The organism is Amycolatopsis sp. NBC_00355 (assembly GCF_036104975.1).
Lineage (GTDB): Bacteria > Actinomycetota > Actinomycetes > Mycobacteriales > Pseudonocardiaceae > Amycolatopsis.
In genome coordinates this window covers 4899323-4926064 of the sequence record NZ_CP107982.1, presented here as the reverse complement: position 1 = coordinate 4926064, position 26742 = coordinate 4899323, and the positions used below count along the sequence as shown (strand labels likewise).

The following is a 26742-nucleotide window of genomic DNA, read 5'->3' as shown; positions in this document are numbered from 1 at the left end:
ACTAGGCGTACTGGCTGTTGACAGCCTACGAACGAGACGTTTACCGTCGCTGCTAATTCGAATAACCAGGAGGCATTGTGGCCTACCAGAGAGCCCGGCTGCTCATCGCCGCGGCGTTGTCCGCCGTCGCTGTGGCCTCGACCGCCTGCTCGGGCGGCGCCGGCGACGACACGAACATCGCACTGCGCATGACGGTCTGGACCACGGACAAGAACCAGCTCGCCCTCTTCGACTCCATCGCCGCCGAGTACCGCAAGGCCCACCCCGAGGTCGCGTCGGTGAAGTTCGACGTCGTCCCGGGCGACACGAGCGCGTACTCGGCCGCGCTGACGACGCAGATGTCCGGCGGCAACCCGCCCGACCTCGCCTGGATTCTCGAGCGCGACGCCCCGGACTTCGTCCAGTCCGGCGCGCTCACCGACCTCGAGCCCACGCTGAGCGCGACCGCGGGCTACAACGCCGGCGAACTGGTCCCGTCCGCCACGAAGCTGTGGACCAAGGGCGACAGCCTCTTCGCCTACCCGTTCTCGACGTCGCCGTTCGGCATGTTCTACAACAAGAACCTGCTCACCCAAGCCGGCGTCACCGAGACGCCGGACCAGCTGCTCGCGAGTGGACGGTGGACCTGGGACGCCGCCAAGCAGATCGCCACCCAGGTCGCCGCGCGCGACACCGGCAAGGCCGGCCTGGTCGTCCGCGAGTTCGAGTACAAGCAGTGGGTGCTGCTCGCCTCGGTCTGGCGCGGCTTCGGCGCCGACGCCTGGGGCCCGGACGGCAGGACCTGCGGGTTCGCGACGCCGGAGATGACGTCCGCGATGACCTTCCTGCACCAGGCGATCTTCACCGACAAGGCGCTGCCCGGCCCGGGCACCACGGCGGACTTCTTCGCCGGCGAAGCGGGCCTGACCATCGCGCAGATCAGCCGCGCCGGGCTGCTCAAGGCCAAGCCGTTCGACTGGGGCATCGTCCCGCTGCCCGCCGGGCCGAAGGCGAACGCGCAGGTCATCGGCCAGGCCGGGATCGGCGTCCCGGTGAAGGGCAAGCACGCCAAGGCCGCGTCGGACTTCCTGGCGTTCTTCACCGACCCGGCCAACTCGGCGAAGCTCGGCCAGTACTTCCCGCCGGCGCGCGACAGCCTGATCAACGCGGCGACCCTGGCGAAGGCGAACCCGTTGTTCAGCCAGGAACAGCTGCAGAACGTCGTGGTCAACGGGATCAAGAACGGCGCGGTCCTGCCGTCGCACACCGGTAGCGCGCGGATCGCGTCGCTCGTCCAGTCCGCTTTGGACCCGATGTGGAAGCCGGATGCGAACGTGCCCGCCGCGCTGGCCGGGGTGTGCCAAGCCATCGACCCGGTGCTGAGCCGGTGACGCTCACGTCGAAGAAGCGCGAAGAGCTCGCGGGGTGGATCTTCATCGCCCCGCAGGCCCTCGGCTTCCTCGCCTTCGTCGTGGCGCCGCTGGCCGCGGTGGTCTGGTACAGCTTCCAGGACGTCAACCTGCTGGCCGGGACGTCGTCGTTCGCCGGGGCGGACAACTACGCGAAGCTCTTCGACGACCCGACCGCGCCGAAGGTCGCCCGCGCGACGGCGATCTTCTGCGTCGGCCTGGTCGTGCTGAACCTCGCGCTGGCGCTCTCGCTCGCGTTGCTGCTGAACCTGAAACTGCGCGGCACCACGGTGTTCCGGACGATCTTCTTCTCACCGGTGGTCATCACGCTCGTGGCGTGGACGATCGTGTGGAACTTCCTGCTGCAGGACAACGGCGGGATCAACTCGCTGTTGCAGACGATCGGGATCGACGGCCCGAACTGGCTGCGCGGCAACGGCAGCGCGATGCTGTCGGTGATCGTGGTGCAGGTGCTGAAGAACGTCGGGCTCAACATGGTGCTGTTCCTCGCCGCGCTGCAAGGGATCCCGGCGTCCATCATGGAGGCGTCCCAATTGGACGGTGCCGGGCCGTGGCGGCGGTTCCGCTCGGTGATCCTGCCGATGATCAGCCCGACGACGCTGCTCACGGCGATCATCACGGTCGCCGGCGCGTTGCAGGTGTTCGCGCAGATCCAGGTGCTGACCCTGGGCGGGCCCGCGGACAGCACCAACGTGCTCGTCTTCTACTTCTACCAGCAGGCGTTCGCCAACCACGACCTCGGTTACGGCGCCGCGCTGGCCGTCGTGCTGTTCCTCGTGATCCTGGTGCTGACGCTGCTGCAGTGGCGGATGCGGAGGCGGTGGGTGTTCCATGAGTCGTAGGGCGAAGATCACCTGCTACGTGGTGATGATCGTGCTGGCGGTGCCGTTTGTGTTCCCCACCTGGTGGATGATCACGGCGTCGCTGCTGCCGGCCAACGAGGTGCTCGCGTACCCGCCGAAGCTGTTTCCGAGCCAGCCGCAGTGGGAGAACTACAAGACGGCGTTCACCGACTTCCCGTTGGCGCAGCAGTACTTCAATAGCCTGTACATCGCGGTGCTGGTCACCCTGGGCACGATGTTCTTCTCCTCGCTGGCCGGCTACGCGTTCGCACGCATCCGGTTCCGCGGTGAGAAGTTCTTCGGGCTGATCCTCATCGGGCTGATGGTGCCGAGCGAGGTCACGATCATCCCGCTGTTCCGGCTGGTCGACGACCTCGGGCTGACGAACACGCACTGGCCGCTGATCGTCGTGCCGATCTTCGGCGCGCCGAGCGTGCTCGCGACGTTCGTGATGCGGCAGTTCTTCATCACGATCCCGGGCGAGCTGGAGGAGGCGGGCCGGCTCGACGGCCTGTCGCGCTTCGGGCTCTACCGGCGCGTCGCGATGCCGATCGCGAAGCCCGCGCTGGCGGCCGTCGCGATCTTCACGTTCCTCAACACGTGGAACTTCTTCCTGGAACCGCTGGTCTACCTGACCGACAAGACCAGGTACACGCTGCCGGTGGCGCTGACGCAGTACGTCGACGTCTACGGCGGCCACCTCTGGAACGTCCAGCTCGCCGCCGCGACCACCACGGTCGTGCCGGTGCTGCTGGTCTTCATCATCGCGCAACGCCAGTTCGTCGAAGGGCTCGCCCAAAGCGGCCTCAAGGGCTAGGGCTCGTCCGGCGGGTCTGCTCGCGGTTTTCGCGCCCAGGCGGCCCCTGGCGGCACGGGCGGATCACCCGAGTACGACCCCGGTACGAGGGTGCTCCGCCCGCACCGCCAGGAACCACCTGGATCACGAAACCCATCGAGCAGACCCACCGGACAAGCCCCAGGAGGCAGTCGTGATCGATCGCAGAACCTTCCTCGGCGGAGCCGCGGCCGCCACAGTGCTCGGCGCGGCGGGTACGGCCCGGCGCCCCGGTGCGGCGGCTCTTCACACCCGCGGAGCTGACCGAACAGGTCCCGCTGGTCCTGCACCCGGGTGACCACGTCACCTTCACCGACGGCACCCCGGTCACCTACGGCGCGAACGCGGCCGCGACGGCGTCCGGCCTCACGATCCGCCGCGGGGGTACGACGATCACCATCGGCTGGGGTACCCCCGCTCGCCGCGACCGTCAGCGCCACCGCCGTCACCTTCCTGCGGGACGGCGCCCGCCGGCTGCACGTCCTACGCGTCCCGCACCCCGGCACCCTCACCACGGAGATCCGCCTTCGGTAGCCGGACCGTGAACGTCGAGCCACTATCCACTTCGGACTCGACGGCGATGGTGCCGCCGTGCGCCTGCACGAGGTGGCGCACGATGGCGAGGCCGAGCCCGCTGCCGCCGGTCTGGCGGCTGCGGGACTTCTCGGCCCGCCAGAACCGGTCGAACACGTGCGGCAGGTGCTCTGGGGCGATCCCGGTGCCGGTGTCCGCGACCGCGAGCACGACCTCGTCCACAGTGGACGAGACGTGGATCGTGACGCGGCCGCCGACCGGGGTGTGCCGGATCGCGTTGCCCACCAGGTTGCCCGTCACCTGGCGCAGGCGGACCGGGTCGGCCGTCAGCCGGGCTTCCCCGGCGGCCTCGACGGACAGCGTGACACCGGCCGCGGCGGCCCGGTCGGCATGCGCGGCCGCGACCTGGCCGGCCAGCTCGGCCGCGTCGACGGTCTCCGGGTAGAGCCGCAGGTGCCCGGCGTCGGCCGCGGCCAGGTCCTGCAGGTCCTCGACGATGTGCTGCAGCAGCACCGTTTCTTCGAGCAGCGACGAGCTCAGTGCCTGGTCGAAGGGCAGGTGCCCGTCCTCGGCGGCCTCCAGCCGGCCGCGGATCACGTTCAGCGGGTTGCGCAGCTCGTGCGCGATGTCGCTGACCATCGCCTTGCGCTGCTCCTCGATGCGTTCGCGGCGCGCGGTGAGGTCGTTGAACGCGGTCGCGAGGTAACCCACCTCGTCGCGGGACTTCACCGGCGCCGGCCGGTCCTGCTCGGCCGCCTCGGTCAGCGCCCGCAGCGGGCGCGACAACCGCGTCGAGACCAGCACGGTGATCGCTACGGCCAGCGCCAGCACCCCGCCGGTCACCGCGAGGATCCGCGTCAGGTTCTCCCGCGAGAGCGTGAACGTCGGCACCGGCGAGTCGCCCGGGCCGAGGGTGAACAGCAGCGCGGGCGGCGCGACGTACGGCGCGAGCTGCTCACGCCGTGCCGTGTCGATACAGGCGCCGGCCGGCCCCTGGTCGGAGGTGCCGAGCGCCTCGAAGTCGAGGGTGAGCTTCACCTGCCCCGAGCCCCGGCGCTGGAGGCAGGTGTTCACGGCGTCGTTGAGGCTGGTGAGCGCGGCCTGCTCGGTCGGCGTGGGGTCCGCGAGCTCGTAGAACCCGCACTTGGCCGCGAAGTAGCGGGCGGTGACGGGGTCGGGCGCGCTGATCTGGGGCCGGCCGCTCGGCGAGTCCTGCACCTCGCTGCGCAGGCCCATGTCGTCGAGGCACCGGACCGCCTTCTCGGCCAGGGCGGCGAGGTCCTCGTGTTCGCGGGGCGGCAGCCGGAACGGCCCCACCGCACGCGGGTCGATGCCGCTGGTCCCGGCGCCCGGCATCAAGACCGGGTCGACGTGCAGCGGGTCCACCGACGCGCTCGCCTTCACCGGCAGCGTGACCGGCGCGCCTCCGGAGTCGGCCAGCACCCGCCGGTCGATGGTGGTCACGACGATCCGGCGGCCGGTCTCCCCGGCCAGCGCCCGCAGCTTCGGGCCGGCCTGGTCCCAGCTGTGGTTCGCCGCGGCGAAGCCGAGCAGCCGGGTGTAGATCATCGCGTCGTCGGACAGGGCCTGGCCCTGTTCCTGCTGGATCGCGCGGGTGGTGGTCTGCACGGCGAGCCACGCCGTCGCGGCGATCGAGCCGAGGGCGATGAGCAGCGAGACGGCCGACAGCCGCAGGACCAGGCTGCGTCTTCTCGGAAACGGCCTACGCACTGTTCTCGGCGGCCAACTTGTAGCCGACGCCGAAGACGGTCAGCAGGTACTGCGGCTTCGCCGGGTCCGGCTCGAGCTTCTTGCGCAGGTTGAGCACGTGGACGTCGATGATCCGGGTGCTGACGAACCGGTCGTCGCCGCGGGTCAGCTCCAGCAGCTGACGCCGGGTGAACACCCGGCCCGGCTGCTTGATCAGCGTCGCGAGCAGCAGGAACTCGCCCGGCGTCGTCTCCACCGGGCGGCCGTCGACCGACACCTCGTGCCGCACCGGGTCGAGCCGCAGCCCGCCCGCGCGCAACGCCGTGTCGGCCGGTTCGCGCCGGGCGGCCGTCCGCCGCAGGAGCGTTCTCACCCGGGCCATCAGCTCGCGCGGGCTGTAGGGCTTGGTCAGGTAGTCGTCCGCGCCGAGGTCCAGGCCGAGCAGCAGGTCGTCCTCGGTGGCCCGGGCGGTGAGCATCAGCACCGCGACGTCGGATTCGCCGCGCAGGATCCGGCAGACGTCCAGGCCGTCGACCTTGGGCATCATCACGTCGAGGACCAGCAGGTCGGGGCGGTCGCGGCGGGCCTCGTCGAGGGCGGCCCGGCCGTCGGGGGCCAGCACGACCGTGTGCCCTTCGCTCTCGAGGTAGAGCCGGAGGACTTCGGCCTGCTTCTCGTCGTCCTCGGCGACCAGTACACGTGCGCACACGGCGTAGACAGTAGGCGTCCTGACACCCCTCCCACCCGATCCTGACCGGATCTTCATACCTCAGGGGAACGAGCCAGGTCTTTGTCAAAGTGTTGACCCCGGGCCCGCCGGCAGGCAAAGGTCGGATGTCCAGGCAGTGTTGGCTGGGGCAGCCTCGGGAGGCATCGGTGCGAGTCAGGCTCATGGCGGCGATCGTCGCGACGGCGGTGATCGGGGTCCCCGGCGTCGCTTCGGCGGCTCCGACAACGATGTCACCGCTGGTGGAGGACCCGGCGGCGTACGTCGACCCGCTGATCGGGACCGGCAGCGGTGGCAGCTCGGTCGGCGAAATCAACAACTTCCCCGGCCCGGCGGCACCCTTCGGGATGATGCAGTTCTCGCCGGACACCCAGGGCGCGTACGCCGGCTACCAGTACCACAGTGATCAGATCCGAGGTTTCAGCCTCGATCACGCCTCGGTCGGCTGCAACGCGTTCGGTGACGTGCCGATCCTGCCGATCACCGGCGACGTCGGCAGCGCGCCTTGGGACCGCACCGAGCACTTCACCCACGACGACGAGAAGGCCGAGCCGGGCTACTACGCCGTGACGCTCGCCGACTCGAAGGTCCGGGCCGAGCTGACCGCGACCACGCGCACCGGGCTCGCCGCGTTCACCTTCCCGGCCGGCGCGAACGCGCAGGTGCTCGTCAAGGGCGGCGCCAGCCTCGCCGGGAACTCGCAGGCCGACCTGAAGATCACCGGCGACCGCGAGGTCAGCGGCTCGGCGACCACCGGCAACTTCTGCGGCAAGCCGAACAAGTACACGGTCTACTACGACATCACCTTCGACCAGCCGTTCACCGCGCACGGCACCTGGGACGGTTCCAGCGTCAAGCCGGATACCGACAGCGTCGACTCGCCGAAGGCAGGCGCGTACCTGACCTTCGGCGGACAGAGCGTGGTGCACGCCAAGGTGTCGATGTCCTATGTGGGCGTCGACGGCGCGAAGGCCAACGCGGCCGCCGAAGTACCGGGCTTCGACTTCGGCGCTGTCCGCAAGTCCACAAGGGACAAGTGGACGCAGGCGCTGGGCAAGATCCGGGTTGCGGGTCGCGATGCGGCGCAGCTCAAGACGTTCTACACCTTCCTGTACCACTCCCTGATGCACCCGAACACGTTCGACGACGCCGACGGGCGCTACATCGGCTTCGACGACCGGATCCGCACGCTGCCGAAGGGGCGGCACCAGTACGCGAACTTCTCCGACTGGGACACCTACCGCTCGCTCGCGCCGCTGCAGGCGATGCTGTTCCCGGCGGAAGCCAGCGACATGGCGCAGTCGCTGACCAACGACGCCGTGCAGGGCGGCTGGTGGCCGCGCTGGCCGATGGCGAACGACTACACCGGCCAGATGACCGGCGACAGCTCGGTCGCGCTGATCTCCAGCCTCTACGCGTTCGGTGCGCGGGACTTCGACGTCAAGACGGCGCTGAAGTACCTGGTCAAGGGCGCGACCTCGGTCGACGACACGCCCGGCGCGTACCAGGAACGCAAGGGCATCGCGGACTACGTCGCCCGCGGGTACCTGCCGAACAACGACGCTTCCCGCGGCGACCACGCCCGTGTCGGCGCGTCGATCACCCTGGAGTGGGCGATCGACGACTTCGCCATCGCGCAGCTCGCCCAGGGCATCGGCGACCGGGACGTCGCGCGCGAGTTCACCCGGCGCGGCCAGAACTGGCAGAACATCTTCAACCCGCTCACCGGGTACATCCAGCCGCGCGGGCAGGACGGGCGCTTCCCGGACGGCCCGGCCTACGTCCCGCCACCGCCCGGCAAGTTCGGCCAGGACGGCTTCGACGAGGGCAACGCCGCGCAGTACACCTGGCTGGTCCCGCAGGACCCGGCCGGCCTGGTGACGGCGATGGGCGGGCCGGCCGCCGTTGCACAGCGGTTGGACACGTTCTTCCAGAAGCTGAACGTCGGCCCGAACGAGCCGAACATGTGGGCCGGCAACGAGCCCGACTTCGGCGTGCCGTGGCTGTACAACCACGTCGGGCAGCCGTGGAAGACCCAGCAGGTGGTCCGAGAGATCGCCACGACGCTGTTCAGCGCGACGCCGGACGGCGAGCCGGGCAACGACGACCTCGGCGCGCAGTCGTCGTGGTACGTCTGGGCCGCGCTCGGCATCTACCCGGCCACGCCGGGCACGCCGGACCTGGTCGTGCACAGCCCGCTGTTCGAGCGGGCCGTGCTGTCGCTCCCGAAGGGACGGACGATCGACATCCGCGCGCCGAAGGCGTCTTCAGGCACGCCGTACGTCCACGACCTGTCGTTGAACGGCCGTGACTGGGACCGCACCTACCTGCCCGCGAACACCGTGCGCGACGGCGCCCGGCTGGACTTCTCGCTGCAGTCCACTCCGGACAAACGGTGGGCGGCCAACTCGGCGCCGCCGTCCTATCAGGACAAGGAGAAGCCGTTCCTGACGTCGGCGACCAACCAGGTCGTCGTCGAGCCGGGCAGCACGGGCGAGGCCACGGTCAGCGCGCAACGGCTCGGCGGGCACGACCGCACGCTGGACGTTACGACGAAGGCGCCGGCCGGCCTGACGGTCACGGGGCCGCGGCAGGTCCGGCTCGACGACCGGACCGGCAGCGGCACCGCGAAGCTGACGGTTTCGGTGGCCGCCGGGACACCCGAGGGCTACTACCAGGTCCCGGTGACCGTCCGGGGCGGCTCGACGTCGGTGCCCGGCTCGGTGATCGTGCTGGTCGCGCCGAAGGGCGGGCTCGCCGCCGCGTATTCGAACGTCGGCATCTCGGACGACGGCGACGTGGGTTCGGCGGACATCGACGGCGCCGGGAACAGCCTCTCCCGCGAGGCGCTGGCCGCGGCGGGACTGGTGGGCGGTAAGCCTGCCCAGGCGGTGGGCACGACGTTCACCTGGCCCGCGGCGCCGGCCGGCCGCCCGGACAACGTCGTCCCGGCGGGGCAGACGATCCGGCTGTCCGGGACCCGGCTGTCCTTCGTCGGCACGGCGTCGAACGGCGACCACCAGGCCAAGGCGACCGTCACCTTCACCGACGGCACCACCGGCCAGGCCGACTTGTCCTTCGGCGACTGGGTGTTCCCGGGCGGCGGTACCGATCCGGTGTTCGGCAACACGCTCGTCGCGCGCGCCGACCACCGCAACCAGCCGGGCGGGCCGGGCGGCGGCGCGTCGGTCTACGCGACGGCGCCGTTCGCAGCCCCGGCGGGCAAGCAGATCGCCTCGGTGACCCTGCCGGCCGACCCGGACCTGCACGTGTTCGCCATCGGCCTCGGCTAGGGACGTCGTGAGTGTTCAGGGCGGTTAGAACCGCCCTGAACACTCACGACGTGGTGTGGGTCAGGCGGCTTGCTGGGCGTTGTAGACGTTGATCGCCGCGTCCCCGAAGTGCGGGCTGCGTTCCTCGTCGGAGTTGTCGTCGGGGTGGTAGCTCACGTTGCCGACGAGGTAGCCCCAGCCGCGGGCGAGCTGCAAGTCGTCGAGCCAGGGACCGCCGCTGGCGCCGTGGCCCTGGTCGCAGTGGATGGCCTCCTGGTCGGGCTGGAACGGCCAGATGCCCGGGCGCCACGTCGTGCCGGTGCAGTAGCGCAGCTGCTGCCCGGTGATGCCGGCGCGGGCCGGGTGCGTGTCGAACGGGTAGCCGAACTCGTAGACGTTCCAGTCGTAGCCGGAGCCGAACTTGTAACCCTGCCAGCCGGTCACGTTGGCGACGCTGGCGCCGTTGCGGGGCCACAGCGTGATGGCCGCGACGTCGTAGTCGCTGTCCTTGCCGTCGAAGTAGCCGTTCGGCGCCGACAGCGACTTCCAGGTCCAGCGGCCCAGCGGCTCACCGGAACCGGCGTAGTCCGGGACGAAGACGAAGTTGGTGTACCAGTGCTTCGCGCCGTCGGTCACGCAATGCCCCGCGGTCCAGATCATGCTGCGGTTGGCCGAGTTGAGCACGCTCGCGGTGCACGAATGGCCACCGTCGGGCTCGTCGAAGTACAGCTTGCCGACGGTCGACGCCGGCATCTGGCCGTGGGCGGTCCAGACCTGCGACTGACTGAGCGCGGCGAGTGCGGCCGCGCCCTGCTTCCCGCCCGCCGGGCTCGTCGACCCGGGCGCGGACTTCGCGGGCAGGACGTGGGTCTGCGGTTCGGCCCCGTGCTGTTCCTTCGGTACGTCGACCGGCTCGGCGGTCCGCATCCGCTCGGCCGTCCAGTGGCTCAGGACGTCCTGCTCGGGCGCGGCCGAGTGGTGGACGACCGCGGCGGAAGCCTTGCCCGGCACCGCATCGGCCGTTGTCGCGGCTTGCGCCGAGCCGTGCATCAGCATGCCTCCGAGCACCACCAGGACGGTGGCTCCCCCTGCCCATCCGATACTTTTCACCGGGTACCTCCAGATTCCCCCGGGGCGGCGATCCCGCCCGGCAGCCAGCTTCCCGCCGCGCGGGGCGGTGGCGACACTGGACCTTGGAGTTGCGCCGTTCAGGGGAGGCCGTGGTGGCCCGGCCGGGAGATGAGCAGGCTGGCGACCGAGCCCGCCTGCAGCCGCGATTCGACGCGCAGCTTGATCAGGACGTTGCTGACGTGGAATTTCACGGTGCGTTCGCTGATGTCCAGCCGGCGGGCGATGCCACGGTTGGACAGGCCGTGGCCGAGGAGGACGAGGATTTCGCGCTCCCGCGCGCTGAGCCGCTCGAGACGTTCGAAGACGCGGTTCCGCCGGTGTTCGAGTGTCGAGAAGTCGTCGCCGTCCATCGTTTCCCCCCGGAGCCGGATTCCCGCACGGAGAAGAGGCCGGCGGCCGGGGTGCAGATACGCCTAGTCCGCCGGACCGCTCTGGTGGCGCATGTTCTCGTCGGCCTGCCGGAAGCGATCGGGTGTCCAGTGGCGGTCGACTTCGCCCGGGTCCTGGGGGTTGCGGTGCTCCACGGCGGTTTCGGGGCCGGGCACCGGCGGGGCCTGGCGGGCCGCGGCGGCGCTGAGCCCGGCGGCCGCGAGCCCCGCGACCACAGCGAGCACCAGGAACGCCTTTTTCCGGGACATCCGAACCACCCTCTCCCGCTTTCCGAGAATACCACTGCGGCGGAGGGGGAACGGACTACGAATCGGGTGATCGCCCGGTGTGGCGCCAGCGGAAAGCGTAGCTGTCCAAAGTGGACTCCAGGGTCGCGGAGGGGGTCGCGTGCACCACGACCACCGGTTCGTCGCGGTCCAGTTCCACGGTCACCTCGGCGTCGAGGCCCAGGGCGGCGACCTCGGCCTCGGCCACCCGCCGCAGGGTGTCCTGGCGCAGGGCCGGCTTGTACTGCTTGCCCACCGCGGTCAGCGGGATCTCCGGGACGATGTGGACGTCCTTCGGGACGGCCGCGCGCTCCGGGACCCGGGCGGCCGCCCACGCCAGCAGTTCCGATGACGGCGTGGGCGCGTGCAGGGTCACGTAGACCACCGGGACCTCGCCCGAGTGGCGGTCGGGGCGGCCGATGGCGGCCGCGCCCGAGACCGCCGGGTGCGCCAGCAACGCCTCTTCGATCGTCGCCGGGTCGATGTTGTGGCCGCCGCGGATGATCAGGTCCTTCGCGCGGCCGGCCAGCCGGACGAAACCCTCGGCGTCGACGCTGCCCAGGTCGCCCGTGTCGAGCCAGCCGTCGACGACTTTGCCCGCCGGGTCGGGCTTTCCGTCGCGCAGGTAGCCGGGGAAGACGTTCGGGCCGCGGATCACCAGCACGCCGGTTTCGCCCGGCGGCAGATCCGTCCGGCCGTCGCCGTCGATCCGGACGGCCTTGACCTCCTGGTACGGCATTCGCTGCCCGACCGTGCCGGGGCGCAACACCCCCGGGAAGCCACGGGCGGACGCGCAGGTGCCCTCGGTCAGGCCGTACCCCTCGACCAGGTCGACGCCGGTGCGTTCGCGCCACTGCCGGCGTACGGCCGCGGGCAAGGGCGCCGCGCCGACGATCGGGAACGTGAGAGAGGAGATATCCGCGTCGAGCGGGACCTGTGCGAGCACGGCGTAGACCGTCGGCACGGCGGACATCGCGCCGATCCGGTAGCGCTCGACGATCCGCCAGAACACCGGGTAGAGCGCCGGGTCGCGGTAGCCGAGCGGGCCCGCCCAGACGACGTGCTGGCCTTTGAACAGTGGCGGGAGCCCGGTCACGAGCAGCGCGTTGACGTGGAAGAGGGGGAGCGCGGCGAGTAGCACGAGGTCGTCGTCGCCGGTGGACGCGGCGAGCGTCCAGGCCATGCCGACCTCGCCGGCCTGGGTGTGCACGGCGATCTTCGGGGTGCCGGTGGAGCCGCCGGTGTGGAAGTAGCCCGCGAAGTCCGTGCCCCGCGGCGGCTCGGCGTGCAGGCGGACCGGATCGGCCGCGTCGGCGCGGGACCCCAGTTCCGCGAGCGAAAGCACCGGGCGGCCGACGTCGAGGCCGGGATCCGCGGCGATCACCAGGCGGGCGCCGGACGTCTCGAGCAGCTCCCGGACCTGGTGCGGCGCGAGGCCGGGGTTGACCGGCGCGGCGATGCCGACGGCCTGGGCCGCCAGCGTCGCCGCGAAGACGTCGCCGCTGTTGGGCGCGAGCAGGCCGACCGCGTCCCGCCGGGTCACGCCCAGGTCGGTGAGCACGTTCGCGATCCGGTGGACGCGGGCGAGCAGATCGCCGTAGGTCCAGGTCTCCGGGTGCTCCCACGCCTCGCCCGAGGGCAGCAGCGTGAGAGCCGGGCGGTCGGCGAACCGGCTCCCGGCCTGCCGGAGCAGCTCGTACGTGCTCTCCGGCAGGCCGCGGTCGGCCAGCGGGACGGCCTCGATCGCCGCGAGGTCCCCGGGGCCGTCGTAGCGGGGCCAGGTCATCCGGGCGAACCCACGGCGCAGAGCCGGATCGGCGCGGCGTGCGCCGGGTCGAGCGCGTTGCGCACCAGGTGCCAGACGTTGAGGTCGTAGGCCTCGCCGATGTGCCCGACCGGGTCGAACGGGCACGAGTCCTGGACGTAGCTGTTGTGCACGCCCGGCTCGCGGACGAACGACGTCTCGGTCGGCGTCACCAGCTCGTCGTAGCGCGAGGTGATGATCGTGTAGTCGATGCCGGGCTGGGCGACCGGGCCGGTGTTGAGCGCGACGATCGCGGCGCCGCCGTCCAGCTCGTCGGCGAAGATCGGCAGGCCGATCGTCTTGACGATGGTGTCCCAGGTGCTCTTGCCGAGCAGCGTGTAGGCCAGCGTCAGCAGCCCGGACGCGTTGGCGCCGTGCGTCGGCGGCGCGATCGCGACGACCTTGCCGATCTCACTCTGGATGCCCTGCATCTTGGCCAGGTAGAGCGACTGGAGGCCGCCTTCGGAGTGCCCGACGACGTCGACCTTGGCCGCGCCGGTGGCCGCGCGGACCTTTTCGACGTAGTTCTTGATCTCGACCGACGATTCGGCGACCGGTTTGAGCCCGCCCGCGAACGGGAACTGCGGGTAGGCGCCGTAGGTCAGCGAGAACGTGCAGTAGCCGCGGGCGGCCAGGTCGGCCTGGAGGAAGTTGAGGTCCTCGTAGTAGGTGGCGAAGGTGCCGTGGAGCAGCACGACCGGGTTCGGGTGCGCGGCGCTCGGGCGGCAGCCGAAGTCGTTGTTCCCGCCGGCCGTGGTCGTGGCCTGGGCCGGCGCCGCCACGCCCAGGGCGAGCAGGCTCGCGATCCCGAGCCCGGCCAGCCATCGTTTTGTTCCCCGCGCCATTGCGAAGTCCCTTCGGTCTGGTTTGTATGCACAGCATGCGGCACAAGATCAAGGCTGTCTGCTGGCAGAACACGCAGAAACTTGCCGGGGCCGTTTGTGCATGGTGACAATGTGGCATGGATCCAGTGGCCGAGCTGTTCCCTCGATCGGGTGAGATCGCCAGCGCGATGATCACCCGGTGCGCGGCCGAGATCCCCGAATACCGGCTGCTGCCGGCGAGCGTGCTGGCGGGTGACCTGGTCGCCAACGCGACCGCGGTGTTCGAGCTGTTCCTCACCACCGTCGCCGAAGGCCGGCGCCCGACCGAGGACGAGCTGGCCCTGCCGATCGCCTGGGGCGCCGAGCGCGCCCGCGACGGCCTGCCGCTCGAAGCCGTGCTCAAGATCTACCCGCTCGCCGCGAGCGTCGCCTGGGAGCAGCTCACCGGCGACCGGGCCGTGCTGGGTGCCCGGATGCTCGACTTCCTCGGCGAGGTGATGCCGCGCGTGGCCGAGGCGTACCTGCGCGAGCGGGAAGACCTCGACTGGGAACAGCGCGAAGACCGGCAGAATCTCGCGGCGAGCCTGCTCGCGGGCCGCCCGGTGCGCCGTCGCGAACTGCCGGAGAGCTACGACGTCGTCGTGTTCCACCTGCCCGCGCTGCCCGCGTCGGCCGGCTCCCGGGCGGCGACGGACCTCTTCCGTGCCGTCCGGTCCGATGTGGACAGTCAGGTGCTGGTGACCTTCAAGGGGGACGGCGGGGTGCTGCTGGTCCCGGACGGCGTCGCGGCCGACGCCGTGGCCGCGCGGGTCGACGAGATCTGCGGCCGGCCCTGCACCGCCGCCGCGGCCCGGGCGGAGACCCACGCGGACATCCCGGCGGCGCACTCCGAAGCCGTGGAAGTCCTGACCCTGGCGGAGAACCTGCGGCGGCCCGCGCGGCTCTACCGGCTGGCCGACCTCGCCATCGAGTACCAGCTCGCCCGCCCGAGCCCGGCACGCGACGCGCTCGCGCGGGTGCTGGCCCCGCTCGAAGACCACCCGCACCTGATCGACGCCCTGCGCGCGTTCGTCGTCTCGGGGTACAACCGCGGCGAAGCGGCGAGTGCGTTGAGCATCCACCGCAACACGCTGACCTACCGTCTGGGCCGGATTCACTTGATCACCGGCTACGACGCGACGCAGGCCGCCGACGCCCGTCATCTGGCCGCCGCGATGACGGCCTACGACATCGCGCGGCAGAACGTCTGAATCCAACGGAGTAACGCTTGGGTCGCGTTTCCGGGAAAGCGTTGCAGAATGCCGCGGGCGGCCGATTCCTGGGTGGCGAACACGGAAGAAGTTGATTTCCCATGAAAGCTCCCGGAATTCTCGTCGCCGCCCTCGTCATGGTGGGTGCCGCGGCCTGTGGCGTGCCCGTGGCGGGTGTGCCGGTCCCGGTCGCGGCGAGCCGGCAGACGGCGGTGACCAGCACGATCGCGGTGCCCGCGCCGCAAACCGTCTACGTGCAGCAGCCGCCGGTCTACGTCGCGCCGGTGGACACGTCGGCGGCGCAGACGGTGATCGCCTACTACGACGCGCTCAACCGCCGCGATTTCACCACGGCGTGGTCGCTCGGTGGCAGCAGAATCGCCGGGGGCGGCGGGTACACCAAGTACGTCAACGGTTTCTCGACGACGTCGTGGGACACGGTGACCGTCACCGACGTCCGCGGGAACACGGTGTACGTCGTGTTGTCCGCGGTGCAGACCGACGGCAGCACCCGCGTCTTTTCCGGTTCCTACACCGTTTCCGGTGGCGTTCTCGCCGGCAGTCACATGACCCGGACGAAATGAGCAGGACCATGCGTATTCTCCGCGCCACCGCGATGATTTCCGCCGTGCTCGCCCTGGGCGCGTGCGGGCTTCCCGGGCGCACGCTCGCCGGCAGCGCGGCCCAGGCCCCGGCCTCGACGGCGACCGTCACGGCCCCGAGCACGCCGACCGTCACCGCGCCGGCGCCGCAGACGGTCGTCGTACCGGCGCCGCAGACCGTCTACGTCCAGCCGAAGAGCCAGGGCGCCGCGGTGACGAGCCAGTGGTACGCGCAGCCGAGCTGGTACAACGCCCAGCCGTGGATCAGCATCACGCCCTCGGCCGGCCAGACGCCGTGCCAGTGGCTGTACTCCCGCGGCTACACCTACGCCCAGGCCTACGCGGCGTGGGCGCAGAGCGGCTACCCGGCGAGCTGGTCGGCCACCGGCGACGGCTACCCGTGCCAGAAGTCCTACGGCATGCAGCACTGAATCAGCCGGACGCGACCCAGGCACGCACGACGTCGTCCAGCACCTTCAGCGGCACCGGCCCGCCGCCGAGCACCACGCCGTGGAACTCCTTGATGTCGAAGGAATCCCCGAGGGCCTCCTCGGCGAACCGGCGCAGCCGGACGAGCTCCAGCCGGCCGGTCATGTAGGCCAGCGCCTGCCCGGGGCACTCGATGTACCGGTCGGTTTCGGACTGCACTTCGACCTCGCTGAGCACGGTGTGCGCGCGGAGGAACCCGACGCACTGCTCACGGGTCCAGCGCAGCGCGTGCAGGCCGGTGTCGACCACCAGCCGCGCGGCGCGGACGGAGTCCTCGGCGACCACGCCGAGGCGCATCAGGTCGCCGGAGAACAGGCCCATCTCGTCGGCCAGCCGCTCGGTGTAGAGCCCCCAGCCCTCGCTGTAGGCGGTCACCGGCGCGATCCGGCGCAGCTGCGGCAACCCGGTCAGCTCCTGCGCCAGCGAGTTCTCGAAATGGTGCCCGGGCACGGCTTCGTGGAACGCCACCGTCTCGGCGATGAACCGGTCGCGCGAGCGGACCTCGTGGGTGTTGGTGTAGTAGACGCCCGGCCGTGAGCCGTCGAGCGCGGGCGGCATGTAGTACGCGGGGGCGGCGACGGGCGCCTCCGGCTCCGGGACGGCCCGCACGACGCACTCGGCCGCCGGCGTCCGCGGGAACCAGTCCGGCGCCGCGGCGGTCGCGCGGGCGACGGCGGCGCGGGCCGTCTCGAGCATTTCCCCGGCGTCGCGCCAGCGGAGACTCTTGTCGGTCCGCAGCCGGTGGCGCACCTCGGCCGGGTCGGTCAGCCCGAAGACCCGGCCGCCGAGCTCGGTGTACTCGGTTTCCAGCCCGGCCAGCACGTCCAGGCCGAGCTGGTGCAGCTCCGCGGGGGTGTGGCCGGTGGTCGTGTGCATCCGGGCCAGGGCCGCGTACGTCGCTTCGCCGTCTTCGAGCCAGCAGAGCCCGGGCCGGTCGTCGGGGCGGCCGTGCCCGGCGATCTCCGTCGTGAGCACGTCGCGGTAGCGCGTCAGCGCGGGCCGCACGACGTCCGCGACCAGCTGCTCGTGGCCCGGGAACGGCGTCTCCTGCGCGAGGAAGCGGTCCAGGAACGCGACGGCGGTGCCGACCATCCGCTCGACCGGCGTGCGGCCGGCTTTCAGACCGTCGCGGTGGCGCTGGGCGAGGGCTTCGTAGAACGCGGGCAAGGCGGCCAGCCGGGCCCGGAAGCCGGCCGCGCCCCGCTCGCCCGACGGCGTGAGCTGGGGCAGGAAGGCGAGGTGGCTGATGCCGACCGCGAACATCGGATCGGCCAGGGTGAACTCGACGACCCGCGCGTCGAGCTGGGTGAGGATGGCCTCGGCCTGCTGGACGACGACCCCGAGCGTCACGCGGTCGTCGTCTTCGGAGGCTTCCGCGCGGGCGAGGATGTCCGCGGCCCGCGCCCGCAGCCGCTGCTGGGCGGCTTCGCCGGGATCGGCCAGCTCGGCGTCGTGGCCTTCGATGCCGACGAAGGTCGCTTCGAGCGGCATGTAGGTGCCCAGCACGTGCAGCAGCTCGTCGGCGAGCGCGGTCGCGTCGGTGGTCATCGGTTCATCGTGGCCCGAAACGAACCGGGCCGGGAGCGGATTTCCGCTCCCGGCCCGGCCGGTCGTCAGGTCAAGCTCGAACAGGGTCTCGCGTCCGGATCCTTCGCTCCGTTCGGGACCCACCGCACGTTCGCGAACGACGCCTGGAACGCGGCGTCGGTGTAGACCAGGAACGGCGTGTTGATGTGCTCGAAGTCCAGCCCGTTGTTGAAGCAGGACAACGGGATCTTCACCGTGGTCTTCGCGCCGCCCGCCAGGTCGGTGAACAGCTTCGTCGCGTTCACCTCCGAGAAGCACGGGTAGACGCAGTGCATGCTGATCACCGTCCGGTTGACCGGTGCCTGCTGCACGGTCGTGTCGAACTCCAGTGCCCCGTCCGCGTTCAGGTAACTGCGCAGGTCGTTCGTGCCCGCCGTGTTCTGCATGTAGAGCTGGGCCGCTCCCGTGCCCGTCCAGGTCGCCTTCAGGCCGTCACCCTGCACGTTGACGTCGGTCGGGACGACGTTGATCTCGCTGTGCGCCGCCGTGCCGTCCGGGCCGATCACCGTGCCGCCCCAGTTCTCCGCCGAGCCGATCTGGCTCGTGTACGGCGCGACGTCGGTCCGGTCGAAGATCGACAGGTCCTCGGTCGCCGTCCCGCCGCCGCCGGTGGACCCGCAGGTCGCCGGGCCGGGGGTCTCGTCCAGCTGGCCGAGGGTGACGCGCTGGCCGGTCTTGAGGCCGTAACCCAGCTTGAACAGCGGGTCGTAGTCCGGGGACCACGGGTTGAGCGGCGACTGGCACGCGCTCTTCGGCCACGAGTAGGACAGCGTGCCCTGGTAGCCGGTGCCGTCCTTGCCCTTGACCAGCATGTCGGCGACGCCGCCGCCCTCGGTGCCGGGCAGCCAGGCCGCGACGAACGCGTCCGAGCGGTTGATCTCGTGGTTCATGTAGAGCGGCCGGCCGCCGACGTAGACGGTGACGACCGGGGTGCCCTTGCCGCTGACCTTGTCCAGCACGGCCGCGTCCTCGGGGTAGAGCTTCGAGGCCTCGAGCGTCTTGCGGGTCAGGTCGCCGACACCCTCGGCGTACGGCGTCTCACCGATCACGGCGATGACGGCGTCGTAGCCCTTGGGGTCGATGTCGCCCTTCTCGTCGAAGGTGACGTTGGCGTCGCCGAGGTCCTGCTTGATGCCGGTCAGGATCGAGGTGGCGTTCGGGAAGTCGGCGTTGGTGTTGCCGGTGCCCTGCCAGCTCAGCGTCCAGCCGCCGGTCTGGTTCGAGATGTTGTCGGCGCTCTTGCCGACCACCAGGACCTTCGCCTTCGGCTTGAGCGGCAGCACGTTGCCGTTGTTCTTCAACAGCGTCTGCGACTCGCGGGCCGCGTCGCGGGCCAGCCAGTTGTCCTTCAGCGCCTCGTCCGAGTTGGCGTAGGAGCGGTCGGACGGCTTCTGCGACTCGAAGATGCCGTCACGCAGCTTGACGCGCAGGATGCGGGTCACGGCGTCGTCGATCCGCGACATCGGGATCTGGCCGCCCTGCACCTGGGCGACGGTGTTGGTGATGAACGCCTTCCAGTCGGCGGGCACCATCACGACGTCGATGCCGGCGTTGATCGCCTGCGGGCACGAGGAGTTCGTGCAGCCGGGGACCTGGCCGATGGCGTTCCAGTCGGACACGACCAGGCCGTCGAAGCCGATCTTGCCCTTCAGGATCTCGTTCATGGCCTTGCTGCTGCCGGTCAGCTTGCCCTCGTTGATGCCGAGGTCCGGGTTGGTCCAGCTGTTGAACGACACCATCACGGTCTGGGAGCCGGCGGCGAGCGCGCCGTAGTAGCCCTGGCCGTGGATGTTGATCATGTCGGCTTCGGACGACGGGTTGACGCCCTGGTCCTGGCCCTTGATCGTGCCGCCGTCCCCGATGAAGTGCTTGGCGGTGGCGATCACGCCGTTGTAGCCGATGCGGCTGGTGGCGCCGTCCTGGAGGCCGTTGATGTCCTCGTAGCCGTAGGAGCGCGTGATCCGCGGGTCCTCGGAGAAGCCCTCGTAGGTGCGGCCCCAGCGGTCGTCCTGGACGACGGCGAGGGTGGGCGAGAACGCCCAGTCCTGGCCGGTCGAGCGGACCTGCCGGGCGGTGGCGCCGGCGACGTCGCGGACCAGGCACGGGTCGTGCGCCGCGCCGAGGCCGATGTTGTGCGGGAAGACGGTGGCGCCGTAGACGTTGTTGTTGCCGTGCACGGCGTCGATGCCCCAGATGACGGGGATCTTCGTGCGGCTGGTCTTGGAGGCGTTCCAGTAGGAGTCGGCGAGGTTCAGCCAGTCCTGCTGGGTGGCGTGCTTGTTGCCGCCGGGCCACGCGCCGCCGCCGTTGAGGACGGTGCCGATGGCGTACTGGCGGACCTCGTCGGGGGTGATCGAGGTGATCTCGGGCTGCGTCATCTGCCCGACCTTCTCCTCGAGGGTCATCCCCGCGAGGATCTGGGCGATGCGCGCCTCGTCGCCGGCCTTGCCCTTGACCTGGCTGTCGACCTTGGGCCAGTCCGCCAGGGTCGGCAGGGCCTTCTCGATCTTGGCGCAGCCGTTCTTGTCGAGGGCGGGCTTCCCGATGACGGGCTGTGCCGGTGCGGCCTGGGCCTGCAGCGGTGCCGCCTGCGCGACCCCGCCGAGCAGGCTCAGGCTCATCAGCGTGACGAGCGAACTTCGACGCGCACGCGACCACGCGCGTGATCTTCCGGCCATGGTCTGGTCCATTCTGCGAGGGCGGCGGACCGGCCGATCCTCACCGGGCAACGGGGACGGCGTCAATAGTTTCCGGCCGGTACGCTCTTCGTTAATTCTCGCCATAAAATAAGAGTCGTCCGGTGGGCGGCACCCCATTACCGCGCAGGTCGGGCCGGGTCAAGGGTGCGCGAGGGCAGCCGTTCTGCCCGCAGAGGCTGCGCTGTTTGCCAGGATGGCCGGATGGACATCCGCCGCATCACGACGTCCGCGCCGGCACTGGCCGCGGGCCACCTCTTCGACGACCCGCCGGTTTTGGCGGCACTGGAGCGATTCCTCGCTTCGGAGGGTCATCACCTGCTGCTCGCGTACGTCGACGACGTCCCGGCGGGGATGGTCACCGGCGTCGAGATGACGCACCCGGACAAGGGCACGGAGATGTTCCTGTACGAACTGGGCGTCTCCCCGTCGTTCCAAGGCCGCGGCCTCGGCTCGGCCTTGGTGACGGAGCTGGCCGCACTGGCCCGTTCGCGGGGGTGTTACGACATGTGGGTGGTGACGGAGGAGGACAACGCCGCGGCCCAGGCGACGTACCGCCGCGCCGGCGGCGCGGGGACAGGCCGCCAGGTCGTCCTGGAGTGGGACTTCACGTAGCCGACCCTCCAGGTACGCGAGCCGACTGTCCAGGTGCGCGAGCCGACTGTCCAGGTACGCGGAGTGCGCCCCGGATCGCGTGTCTGGATCCGGATCTCGTGTGACCGGGAGCGGATCTCGCGTGATTGGGCGCGTGACTCGCGTGATTGGAGGGCATCACGCGTGATTGCGGGGACGACACGGGATCAGGCCAGGACTGAGCCGGGGAGTTCCTCGAAGATCAGCCACGTCCTCGTCGAGCGGACCCCTTCCAGGGCCTGCAGACGCTCCAGGACCACGTCGCGCAGTGTGGTGTTGTCCGGGGTGCGGACCAGCAGCAGGATGTCGAAGTCGCCGCCGACCAGGGCGACGTGGTCGACGTACGGGATTTCGTGCAGGTCCGTGGCCATCGTGCGCCACGACGTCTGCTCGACCGTCACCACGATGTACGCCGACGTGCCCAGGCCCGCGCGGCGCGGGTCGATGCGGGCGCCGAAGCCCGTGATCACGCCCTCCGCCATCAGGCGCTCCAGCCGCGCGTACGCGTTCGTGCGCGAAATGTGCAGGCGCTCCGCCAGGGCGCGGACCGCCAGGCGGCCGTCCGCGGACAGCTCCGCCAGCATCGCGCGGTCGACGTCGTCCAGGGGCGCGACCGTCCGTCCCGCGAGTCCGGACGTAGCCGAACCCGACGCGGACGTTTGGTCACCGGAACCGGCTGATAAAGACTGTTTGTCGCTCATTTCCCGCAACCCTTGAACACAACACCGCCGAGAACCACCATCTGAGCATCATATGTCTGCGAGAGGTGGTGAGCGTCATGGCGACGGAAACCCTGCTGCCGTCCGCGTCGCCGGTGCGGTTCGTCGCCGAGGACGGGACGCGTGCCGACCAGCACGGCGGCTACGGCGAGCCGTCCCGAGAGCGGCTCAAGGAGGCCTACCGGCTGATGGTCCTGGGCCGCCGGTTCGACGTCCAGGCGACCGCGCTCACCAAGCAGGGCCGCCTCGCCGTCTACCCCTCCAGCGCCGGCCAGGAGGCCTGCCAGGTCGCCGCGGCGCTCACCCTCGCCAAGCAGGACTGGCTCTTCCCGACCTACCGCGACTCCGTCGCTCTCATCGCGCGCGGCCTGAAGCCCGGCGAAGTCCTGACGCTGCTTCGCGGCGACGCGCACTGTGGCTACAACCCCGCCGAGACGCGCGTAGCGCCGCAGTGCACTCCGCTCGCGACGCAGACCCTGCACGCCACCGGGCTCGCCCACGCGATGCAGCGACGCGGTGAGGACGGCGTCGCGCTCGCGCTCATCGGCGACGGCGCCACCAGCGAAGGCGACTTCCACGAGGCGCTCAACTTCGCCGCCGTCTTCAAGGCTCCCGTGGTCTTCTTCGTGCAAAACAACCGCTACGCGATCTCCGTGCCGTTCGAGAAGCAGAGCGCCGCGGCCGCGTTGGCGTACAAGGGGATCGGCTACGGCATGCGCTCGGAGCAGGTCGACGGCAACGACGCCGTCGCGGTCCTGAGCGTCCTCGACGACGCCGTGAAGCACGCGCGGGACAAGAACGGCCCGGTCCTCGTCGAGGCCCACACCTACCGCATCGACGCCCACACCAACGCCGACGACGCCACCCGCTACCGCGAAGCCGACGAAGTCGCGAAGTGGCGCGAAGCAGACCCGGTGACCCGGCTCGAGACCTATCTCAAGGCCCAGAAGACCCTCAGCGACAACGAAATCGAGCAGTTCCGCAGCGACGCCGAGGACTTCGCCCAGACCGTCCGCGACACGCTCAACGCCGAACCCGAACTCGACCCGCTGTCGCTGTTCGACCACGTCTACGCCGAGCCGACCCGCCACCTGGAAGCGCAGCGGGCGGCCCTCAAAGCCGAGCTGGAGGCCTGATGACGACCACGATGGCGCAGGCGCTCAACGCCGCCATGCGGGACGCGCTCAAGGACGACGACAACGTGGTCGTGTTCGGTGAGGACGTCGGCGCGCTCGGTGGTGTCTTCCGGGTCACCGACGGCATCACCGCCGACTTCGGCGAGGACCGCTGCTTCGACACCCCGCTCGCCGAGGCCGGCATCGTCGGGTTCGCCGTCGGGATGGCCATGGGCGGCTTCCGCCCGGTCGTCGAGATGCAGTTCGACGCCTTCGCCTACCCCGCGTTCGAGCAGATCACCTCGCACGTCGCGAAGCTGCGCAACCGCACCCGCGGCGCGCTCTCGTTGCCGATGGTCATCCGGATCCCCTACGCCGGCGGGATCGGCGGCGTCGAGCACCACTGCGACTCCAGCGAGGCCTACTACACGCACACGCCGGGCCTGCGCGTCGTCACGCCGGGCACCGCGCAGGACGCCTACGACCTGCTCCGCGACGCCATCGACTCGCCGGACCCGGTCGTCTTCCTCGAGCCGAAGTGCCGCTACTGGTCGTCCGAAGAGGTCTCCTTCACCCGCAGCGGTCCGGCCATGGACCAGGCCGTGGTCCGCCGGCCGGGCAAGGACGTCACGCTCATCGCGTACGGCCCGATGGTCGCCACCGCACTGGAGACCGCCGAGGCCGCGAAGGAGGAGGGCTGGGACGTCGAGGTCGTCGACCTGCGGTCGCTGAGCCCGTTCGACGACGAGACCGTGACGGCTTCGGTGCGCCGCACCGGCCGCGCGGTCGTCGTGCACGAGGCCGCGGGCTTCGGTGGCTACGGCGCGGAGGTCGTCGCTCGCGTCACGGAGCAGTGCTTCCACCAGCTGCACGCGCCGGTGCTGCGCGTGACCGGCCTGGACATCCCGTTCCCCGCGCCGAAGCTGGAACGCCACCAGCTGCCGGACGTCGACCGGATCCTCGACACCATCGCCCGGCTGCAGTGGGCCGACACCCCGGTGGTGGCCGGTGCCTGACTTCCTGCTGCCGGACCTCGGCGAGGGCCTGACCGAGGCGGCGATCCTGAACTGGCACGTCAAGGTGGGCGACACCGTCGGCATCGACCAGATCGTCGTCGAGGTCGAGACGGCGAAGGCGGCGGTCGAGGTGCCCGTGCCGTTCGCCGGCGTGGTGTCGGCGCTGCACGGCGAGCCCGGGCAGCTGCTGCCGGTCGGTGCGCCGCTGCTGAGCGTCGGCGGCTTCGCCGAGCCCGGCGTGACAGTGTCGACCACGTCATCGGGCAGCGGCAACGTCCTCATCGGCTACGGCACCGCGCCGACGACCCGCCGCAAGCGCGTCCGGCACGTGGAAGCGCCCGTCGTGAAAGCCGTTGTGAAAGCCAAGGCGCCCGGCGTGATCTCGCCGTTCGTCCGGAAGATGGCCGCGGACAACGGGATCGACCTCGCGAAGGTCACCGCCACCGGCCCGGACGGGATCATCCGCCGCGCCGACGTCGAAGCACTGCTGGCCAAGAAGCCGGCCGACGGTGAACGCCGGATCCCGCTCACCGGCGTCCGCAAGGTCGTCGCCGACAAGCTGACGGCGTCGCGGCGCGAGATCCCCGAGGCCACGGTCTGGGTGGACGTCGACGCGTCGGAGCTGGTCGCCGCCCGCGTGGCCTTGAACGCCAAGACCGACCGGCCGGTCAGCCTGCTCGGCCTGATCGCCCGGTTCGCCGTGGCGGGGCTGAAGAAGTACCCCGAGCTGAACTCGCGCGTCGAAGGCGACGAGATCGTGGTGCTGGACAAGATCCACCTCGGCTTCGCCGCGCAGACCGGCCGCGGGCTCATGGTGCCGGTCGTGCGCGACGCCGGGAGCCTGTCCACCCGGGACCTGTCGGCGGCGATCGGCGACCGCGCCCGCACCGCCCGCGACGGCAAGCTCGCGCCGGCCGACCTGACCGGCGGCACGTTCACGGTCAACAACTACGGCGTCTTCGGCGTCGACGGCTCGGCCGCGATCATCAACCACCCGGAGGCCGCGATCCTCGGCATCGGCCGGATCATCGACCGGCCGTGGGTGGCCGGCGGCGAGCTGGCCGTGCGGAAGGTGTGCGAGCTGACGCTGGCGTTCGACCACCGCGTCTGCGACGGCGGCACGGCGGGCGGGTTCCTGCGGTTCGTCGCGGACTGCGTCGAGTCACCGGTCACGGCCCTGGGCGACCTGTGAGACTCACCGGCCGCATTGGCCGGATGTGACGGTGGTGGCACTTAAAGTGTTCGCGTGACGACTCCAGCCCAGCAGGACCGGGACCAGGCGGCGGCGCGCGTGGACCGGCTCAAGCAGGACCTGGCGGGCCGGCTCGGGACGGCGCCGGAGCCCGGTGCCGAGGACACCGAACCGATGGACCGGCTCGTGGCGGCGGCCCACCGGCTGCTGGACGCCGAGACGGACCACGAGGAGGCCGCGCGCCGGCTGGTGGCGGCGGAACTCGGCGCCCGCCACGCGGCGACGCAGCGCGCGGTCGTGTTCTTCGCGGCTCTCCCGGTGCTCGCCGGGCTCGTCGCGGGTGCGCTCGTGCTGTTCGGTGTGCTCTCGCCCGGGTGGCTGCCGTTGCTCGTCCCGCTGTTCGCGGCCGGGATGTGGATCGGCTTCGCGCCGGTCCGGAAGGTGCCGGCGGTGCTGCGCGAGCGGACGCTGGCGGCGTGGGCGGGCGCGCTGGCGGCGGTGGGCCTGGTGGTGGCGTTGCTGCCGTGGCCGTCGGCCACGGTGACGGTGGTGGCCACCGTGCTGGCGGCGCTCGGGACCGCGGGCGCGATCGCGGGCCTGGTCCGGGAAAGCCGCATCCCGTGACGCGCGGCTACGCCACCTACGGCGACGACCCCGACTTCGAGACGGAGTACGCCGACTACGCCGAGCCGGCCGACACCACCCGCCGCGACCTCGACGAGCTGTTCGCGGCGGTGGACGGCCTGCGCACGGCCGTCGAGGACGTCGACGCCCGGGACGCCGGCCTGCGCCAGGAGGTCGCGGACCTGGCCGGCAAGCTCGGCCCCGGGGCGTCCCAGGAACACCGGATCGACCACCTCGGCCGGCAGCTGGAACGGTTGCAGCAGCAGGTCCAGGCCCTGGAACGCGCGGTACGCATATCGGACGGCGTGCCGCAGGCGAACCTCGACGACGTCGGCGCCGAGACGCGCGCCCTGGCGGCGCAGGCCGCGCGCTGGGACGACCTGCACAAGGAGCTGGTGACGAAGGAGCAGCGCCTCCGCCACGAGCAGGAGATCGCCCGGCTGGCGGAGGTGCGCGAAGCGGCTGCGCGCTGCGACGCGGACCTGCTGGAAGTGATCCGCCGCCTCGCCACGACGGACCGCGGTTCCCGCGCTCGCGGCGACGCCGAGCCGTCGTTGCGAGCGTTGAGCACCCGGCGCCGCACGCTGCTGGACGAGGAGATCCCGGCGGCGGCCGACGCCGCGGAGCAGGCCCGGCTCGCGTTGCGCGAGGCCGACGCGGTCGAGGCGCGCGTGGTGCCGCAGCTGGAGCGCGCCGAACGCGCGTGGCAGGACCTGCAGGTGCGGCTGCGGACCCGGATCACCGACGCGATCGGCTCGAACGCGCTGCTGCCGATGTGGTTCAGCCACGCCCTCGGCGTCGCCCCGCCGTCGGGGACATCGGGCGACGCCTGGATCCGTACGGCGGCTTCGGTGCTGGCGTACCGGGTCACGTTCGGGATCAAGGACCAGGCCTTGCCGCTGGGACCCCCGGCGACGGACGGCACGGACACGACCGAGCGGCGCTGGACCTGGCGGGCCCGGCTGGAGCCCGACTTGGACGAACTCTCCCGGTGATTCCGATTACCGAGAGTATGCGGCCGTACGGCTGATTTCGGGCCGGGTCCACCCGGACGCGGGAACATCCCGTGGGGGCC

23 protein-coding genes are annotated in these 26742 nt (G+C 71.0%); 13 read left to right on the top strand and 10 right to left on the bottom strand.

The window, feature by feature from the left end; all coding sequences use genetic code 11:
* Positions 1 to 77: 77 nt before the first annotated feature.
* From OHS18_RS21680 to OHS18_RS21670, 3 genes are read left to right on the top strand one after another with little or no spacing between them, the layout of a single operon-like run.
* A complete protein-coding gene (locus tag OHS18_RS21680; RefSeq protein WP_328618296.1) occupies positions 78 to 1370 on the top strand; it encodes an ABC transporter substrate-binding protein in 1293 nt (430 codons plus the stop codon).
* Positions 1367 to 2251, top strand: coding sequence for a carbohydrate ABC transporter permease (locus tag OHS18_RS21675; protein WP_328618295.1), 885 nt, complete (start codon positions 1367 to 1369; stop codon positions 2249 to 2251). Before OHS18_RS21680 ends, OHS18_RS21675 begins: the two co-directional genes overlap by 4 nt.
* Positions 2241 to 3068, top strand: coding sequence for a carbohydrate ABC transporter permease (locus OHS18_RS21670; RefSeq protein ID WP_328618294.1), 828 nt, complete (start codon positions 2241 to 2243; stop codon positions 3066 to 3068). Before OHS18_RS21675 ends, OHS18_RS21670 begins: the two co-directional genes overlap by 11 nt.
* Positions 3069 to 3569: 501 nt before the next feature.
* On the opposite strand, the gene OHS18_RS21665 is transcribed toward OHS18_RS21670, so the two are convergent.
* Positions 3570 to 5351 (bottom strand): sensor histidine kinase, encoded by a 1782-nt coding sequence (locus tag OHS18_RS21665; RefSeq protein WP_328618293.1) that lies wholly within the window; start codon positions 5349 to 5351, stop codon positions 3570 to 3572.
* Positions 5344 to 6039 (bottom strand): response regulator transcription factor, encoded by a 696-nt coding sequence (locus tag OHS18_RS21660; protein WP_328449879.1) that lies wholly within the window; start codon positions 6037 to 6039, stop codon positions 5344 to 5346. The genes OHS18_RS21665 and OHS18_RS21660 overlap by 8 nt, the downstream gene beginning before the upstream one ends.
* Before the next feature lie 167 nt (positions 6040 to 6206).
* Between OHS18_RS21660 and OHS18_RS21655 the strand changes: the two genes are divergently transcribed.
* Positions 6207 to 9350: a GH92 family glycosyl hydrolase gene (locus tag OHS18_RS21655; protein WP_328618292.1), complete on the top strand. Its 3144-nt coding sequence runs from the start codon at positions 6207 to 6209 to the stop codon at positions 9348 to 9350.
* 60 nt (positions 9351 to 9410) lie between these two features.
* Here the strand turns inward: OHS18_RS21655 and OHS18_RS21650 are convergent, their stop codons facing one another.
* The 5 genes from OHS18_RS21650 to OHS18_RS21630 form a co-directional block, all read right to left on the bottom strand.
* Positions 9411 to 10439: a trypsin-like serine peptidase gene (locus tag OHS18_RS21650; RefSeq protein WP_328449883.1), complete on the bottom strand. Its 1029-nt coding sequence runs from the start codon at positions 10437 to 10439 to the stop codon at positions 9411 to 9413.
* Between the two features lie 98 nt (positions 10440 to 10537).
* The gene (locus OHS18_RS21645; RefSeq protein WP_328449885.1) at positions 10538 to 10810 is read right to left on the bottom strand and encodes a helix-turn-helix domain-containing protein; all 273 of its coding nucleotides are present in this window, start codon (positions 10808 to 10810) and stop codon (positions 10538 to 10540) included.
* Between the two features lie 63 nt (positions 10811 to 10873).
* Positions 10874 to 11098 (bottom strand): hypothetical protein, encoded by a 225-nt coding sequence (locus OHS18_RS21640; protein WP_328618291.1) that lies wholly within the window; start codon positions 11096 to 11098, stop codon positions 10874 to 10876.
* Positions 11099 to 11153: 55 nt separating this feature from the next.
* Positions 11154 to 12902 (bottom strand): AMP-binding protein, encoded by a 1749-nt coding sequence (locus tag OHS18_RS21635; protein WP_328618290.1) that lies wholly within the window; start codon positions 12900 to 12902, stop codon positions 11154 to 11156.
* Positions 12899 to 13765: an esterase/lipase family protein gene (locus OHS18_RS21630; protein WP_328449891.1), complete on the bottom strand. Its 867-nt coding sequence runs from the start codon at positions 13763 to 13765 to the stop codon at positions 12899 to 12901. Before OHS18_RS21630 ends, OHS18_RS21635 begins: the two co-directional genes overlap by 4 nt.
* Before the next feature lie 116 nt (positions 13766 to 13881).
* On the opposite strand from OHS18_RS21630, the gene OHS18_RS21625 reads away from it, so the two are divergent.
* The 3 genes from OHS18_RS21625 (at position 13882) to OHS18_RS21615 (ending at position 16027) form a co-directional block, all read left to right on the top strand.
* A complete protein-coding gene (locus OHS18_RS21625; RefSeq protein WP_328618289.1) occupies positions 13882 to 14994 on the top strand; it encodes a PucR family transcriptional regulator in 1113 nt (370 codons plus the stop codon).
* Positions 14995 to 15095: 101 nt separating this feature from the next.
* Positions 15096 to 15578 (top strand): hypothetical protein, encoded by a 483-nt coding sequence (locus tag OHS18_RS21620; RefSeq protein ID WP_328618288.1) that lies wholly within the window; start codon positions 15096 to 15098, stop codon positions 15576 to 15578.
* Between the two features lie 8 nt (positions 15579 to 15586).
* Complete coding sequence (locus OHS18_RS21615; protein ID WP_328618287.1) at positions 15587 to 16027, top strand: hypothetical protein; 441 nt, start codon at positions 15587 to 15589, stop codon at positions 16025 to 16027.
* 1 nt (position 16028) lies between these two features.
* On the opposite strand, the gene OHS18_RS21610 is transcribed toward OHS18_RS21615, so the two are convergent.
* A complete protein-coding gene (locus OHS18_RS21610) occupies positions 16029 to 17633 on the bottom strand; it encodes a DUF885 domain-containing protein (protein WP_328618286.1) in 1605 nt (534 codons plus the stop codon).
* Positions 17634 to 17698: 65 nt separating this feature from the next.
* Positions 17699 to 20293, bottom strand: a complete 2595-nt coding sequence (locus OHS18_RS21605; RefSeq protein ID WP_328618551.1) for a glycoside hydrolase family 3 protein — start codon at positions 20291 to 20293, stop codon at positions 17699 to 17701.
* A 279-nt stretch (positions 20294 to 20572) separates the two neighbouring features.
* Here OHS18_RS21605 and OHS18_RS21600 point away from each other — a divergent pair, with 279 nt between their 5' ends.
* Positions 20573 to 20983 carry a GNAT family N-acetyltransferase gene (locus OHS18_RS21600; RefSeq protein WP_328618285.1) on the top strand — a complete coding sequence of 137 codons (411 nt, stop codon included), beginning with the start codon at positions 20573 to 20575 and terminating at the stop codon, positions 20981 to 20983.
* 185 nt (positions 20984 to 21168) lie between these two features.
* On the opposite strand, the gene OHS18_RS21595 is transcribed toward OHS18_RS21600, so the two are convergent.
* The gene (locus OHS18_RS21595; RefSeq protein WP_442874358.1) at positions 21169 to 21702 is read right to left on the bottom strand and encodes an Lrp/AsnC family transcriptional regulator; all 534 of its coding nucleotides are present in this window, start codon (positions 21700 to 21702) and stop codon (positions 21169 to 21171) included.
* 77 nt (positions 21703 to 21779) lie between these two features.
* Here OHS18_RS21595 and pdhA point away from each other — a divergent pair, with 77 nt between their 5' ends.
* The 5 genes from pdhA to OHS18_RS21570 are packed head-to-tail and all read left to right on the top strand — an operon-like array spanning position 21780 to position 26662.
* Positions 21780 to 22856 carry a pyruvate dehydrogenase (acetyl-transferring) E1 component subunit alpha gene (pdhA, locus tag OHS18_RS21590; RefSeq protein ID WP_328618284.1) on the top strand — a complete coding sequence of 359 codons (1077 nt, stop codon included), beginning with the start codon at positions 21780 to 21782 and terminating at the stop codon, positions 22854 to 22856.
* The gene (locus tag OHS18_RS21585) at positions 22856 to 23851 is read left to right on the top strand and encodes an alpha-ketoacid dehydrogenase subunit beta (RefSeq protein WP_328618283.1); all 996 of its coding nucleotides are present in this window, start codon (positions 22856 to 22858) and stop codon (positions 23849 to 23851) included. The genes pdhA and OHS18_RS21585 overlap by 1 nt, the downstream gene beginning before the upstream one ends.
* Entirely contained in the window at positions 23844 to 25043 is a 1200-nt protein-coding gene (locus OHS18_RS21580; protein ID WP_328618282.1) for a dihydrolipoamide acetyltransferase family protein, read from the top strand. Before OHS18_RS21585 ends, OHS18_RS21580 begins: the two co-directional genes overlap by 8 nt.
* 54 nt (positions 25044 to 25097) lie before the next feature.
* Positions 25098 to 25667 carry a hypothetical protein gene (locus OHS18_RS21575; protein WP_328618281.1) on the top strand — a complete coding sequence of 190 codons (570 nt, stop codon included), beginning with the start codon at positions 25098 to 25100 and terminating at the stop codon, positions 25665 to 25667.
* Positions 25664 to 26662 (top strand): hypothetical protein, encoded by a 999-nt coding sequence (locus tag OHS18_RS21570; RefSeq protein WP_328618280.1) that lies wholly within the window; start codon positions 25664 to 25666, stop codon positions 26660 to 26662. The genes OHS18_RS21575 and OHS18_RS21570 overlap by 4 nt, the downstream gene beginning before the upstream one ends.
* The last annotated feature ends 80 nt before the right edge of the window (positions 26663 to 26742 follow it).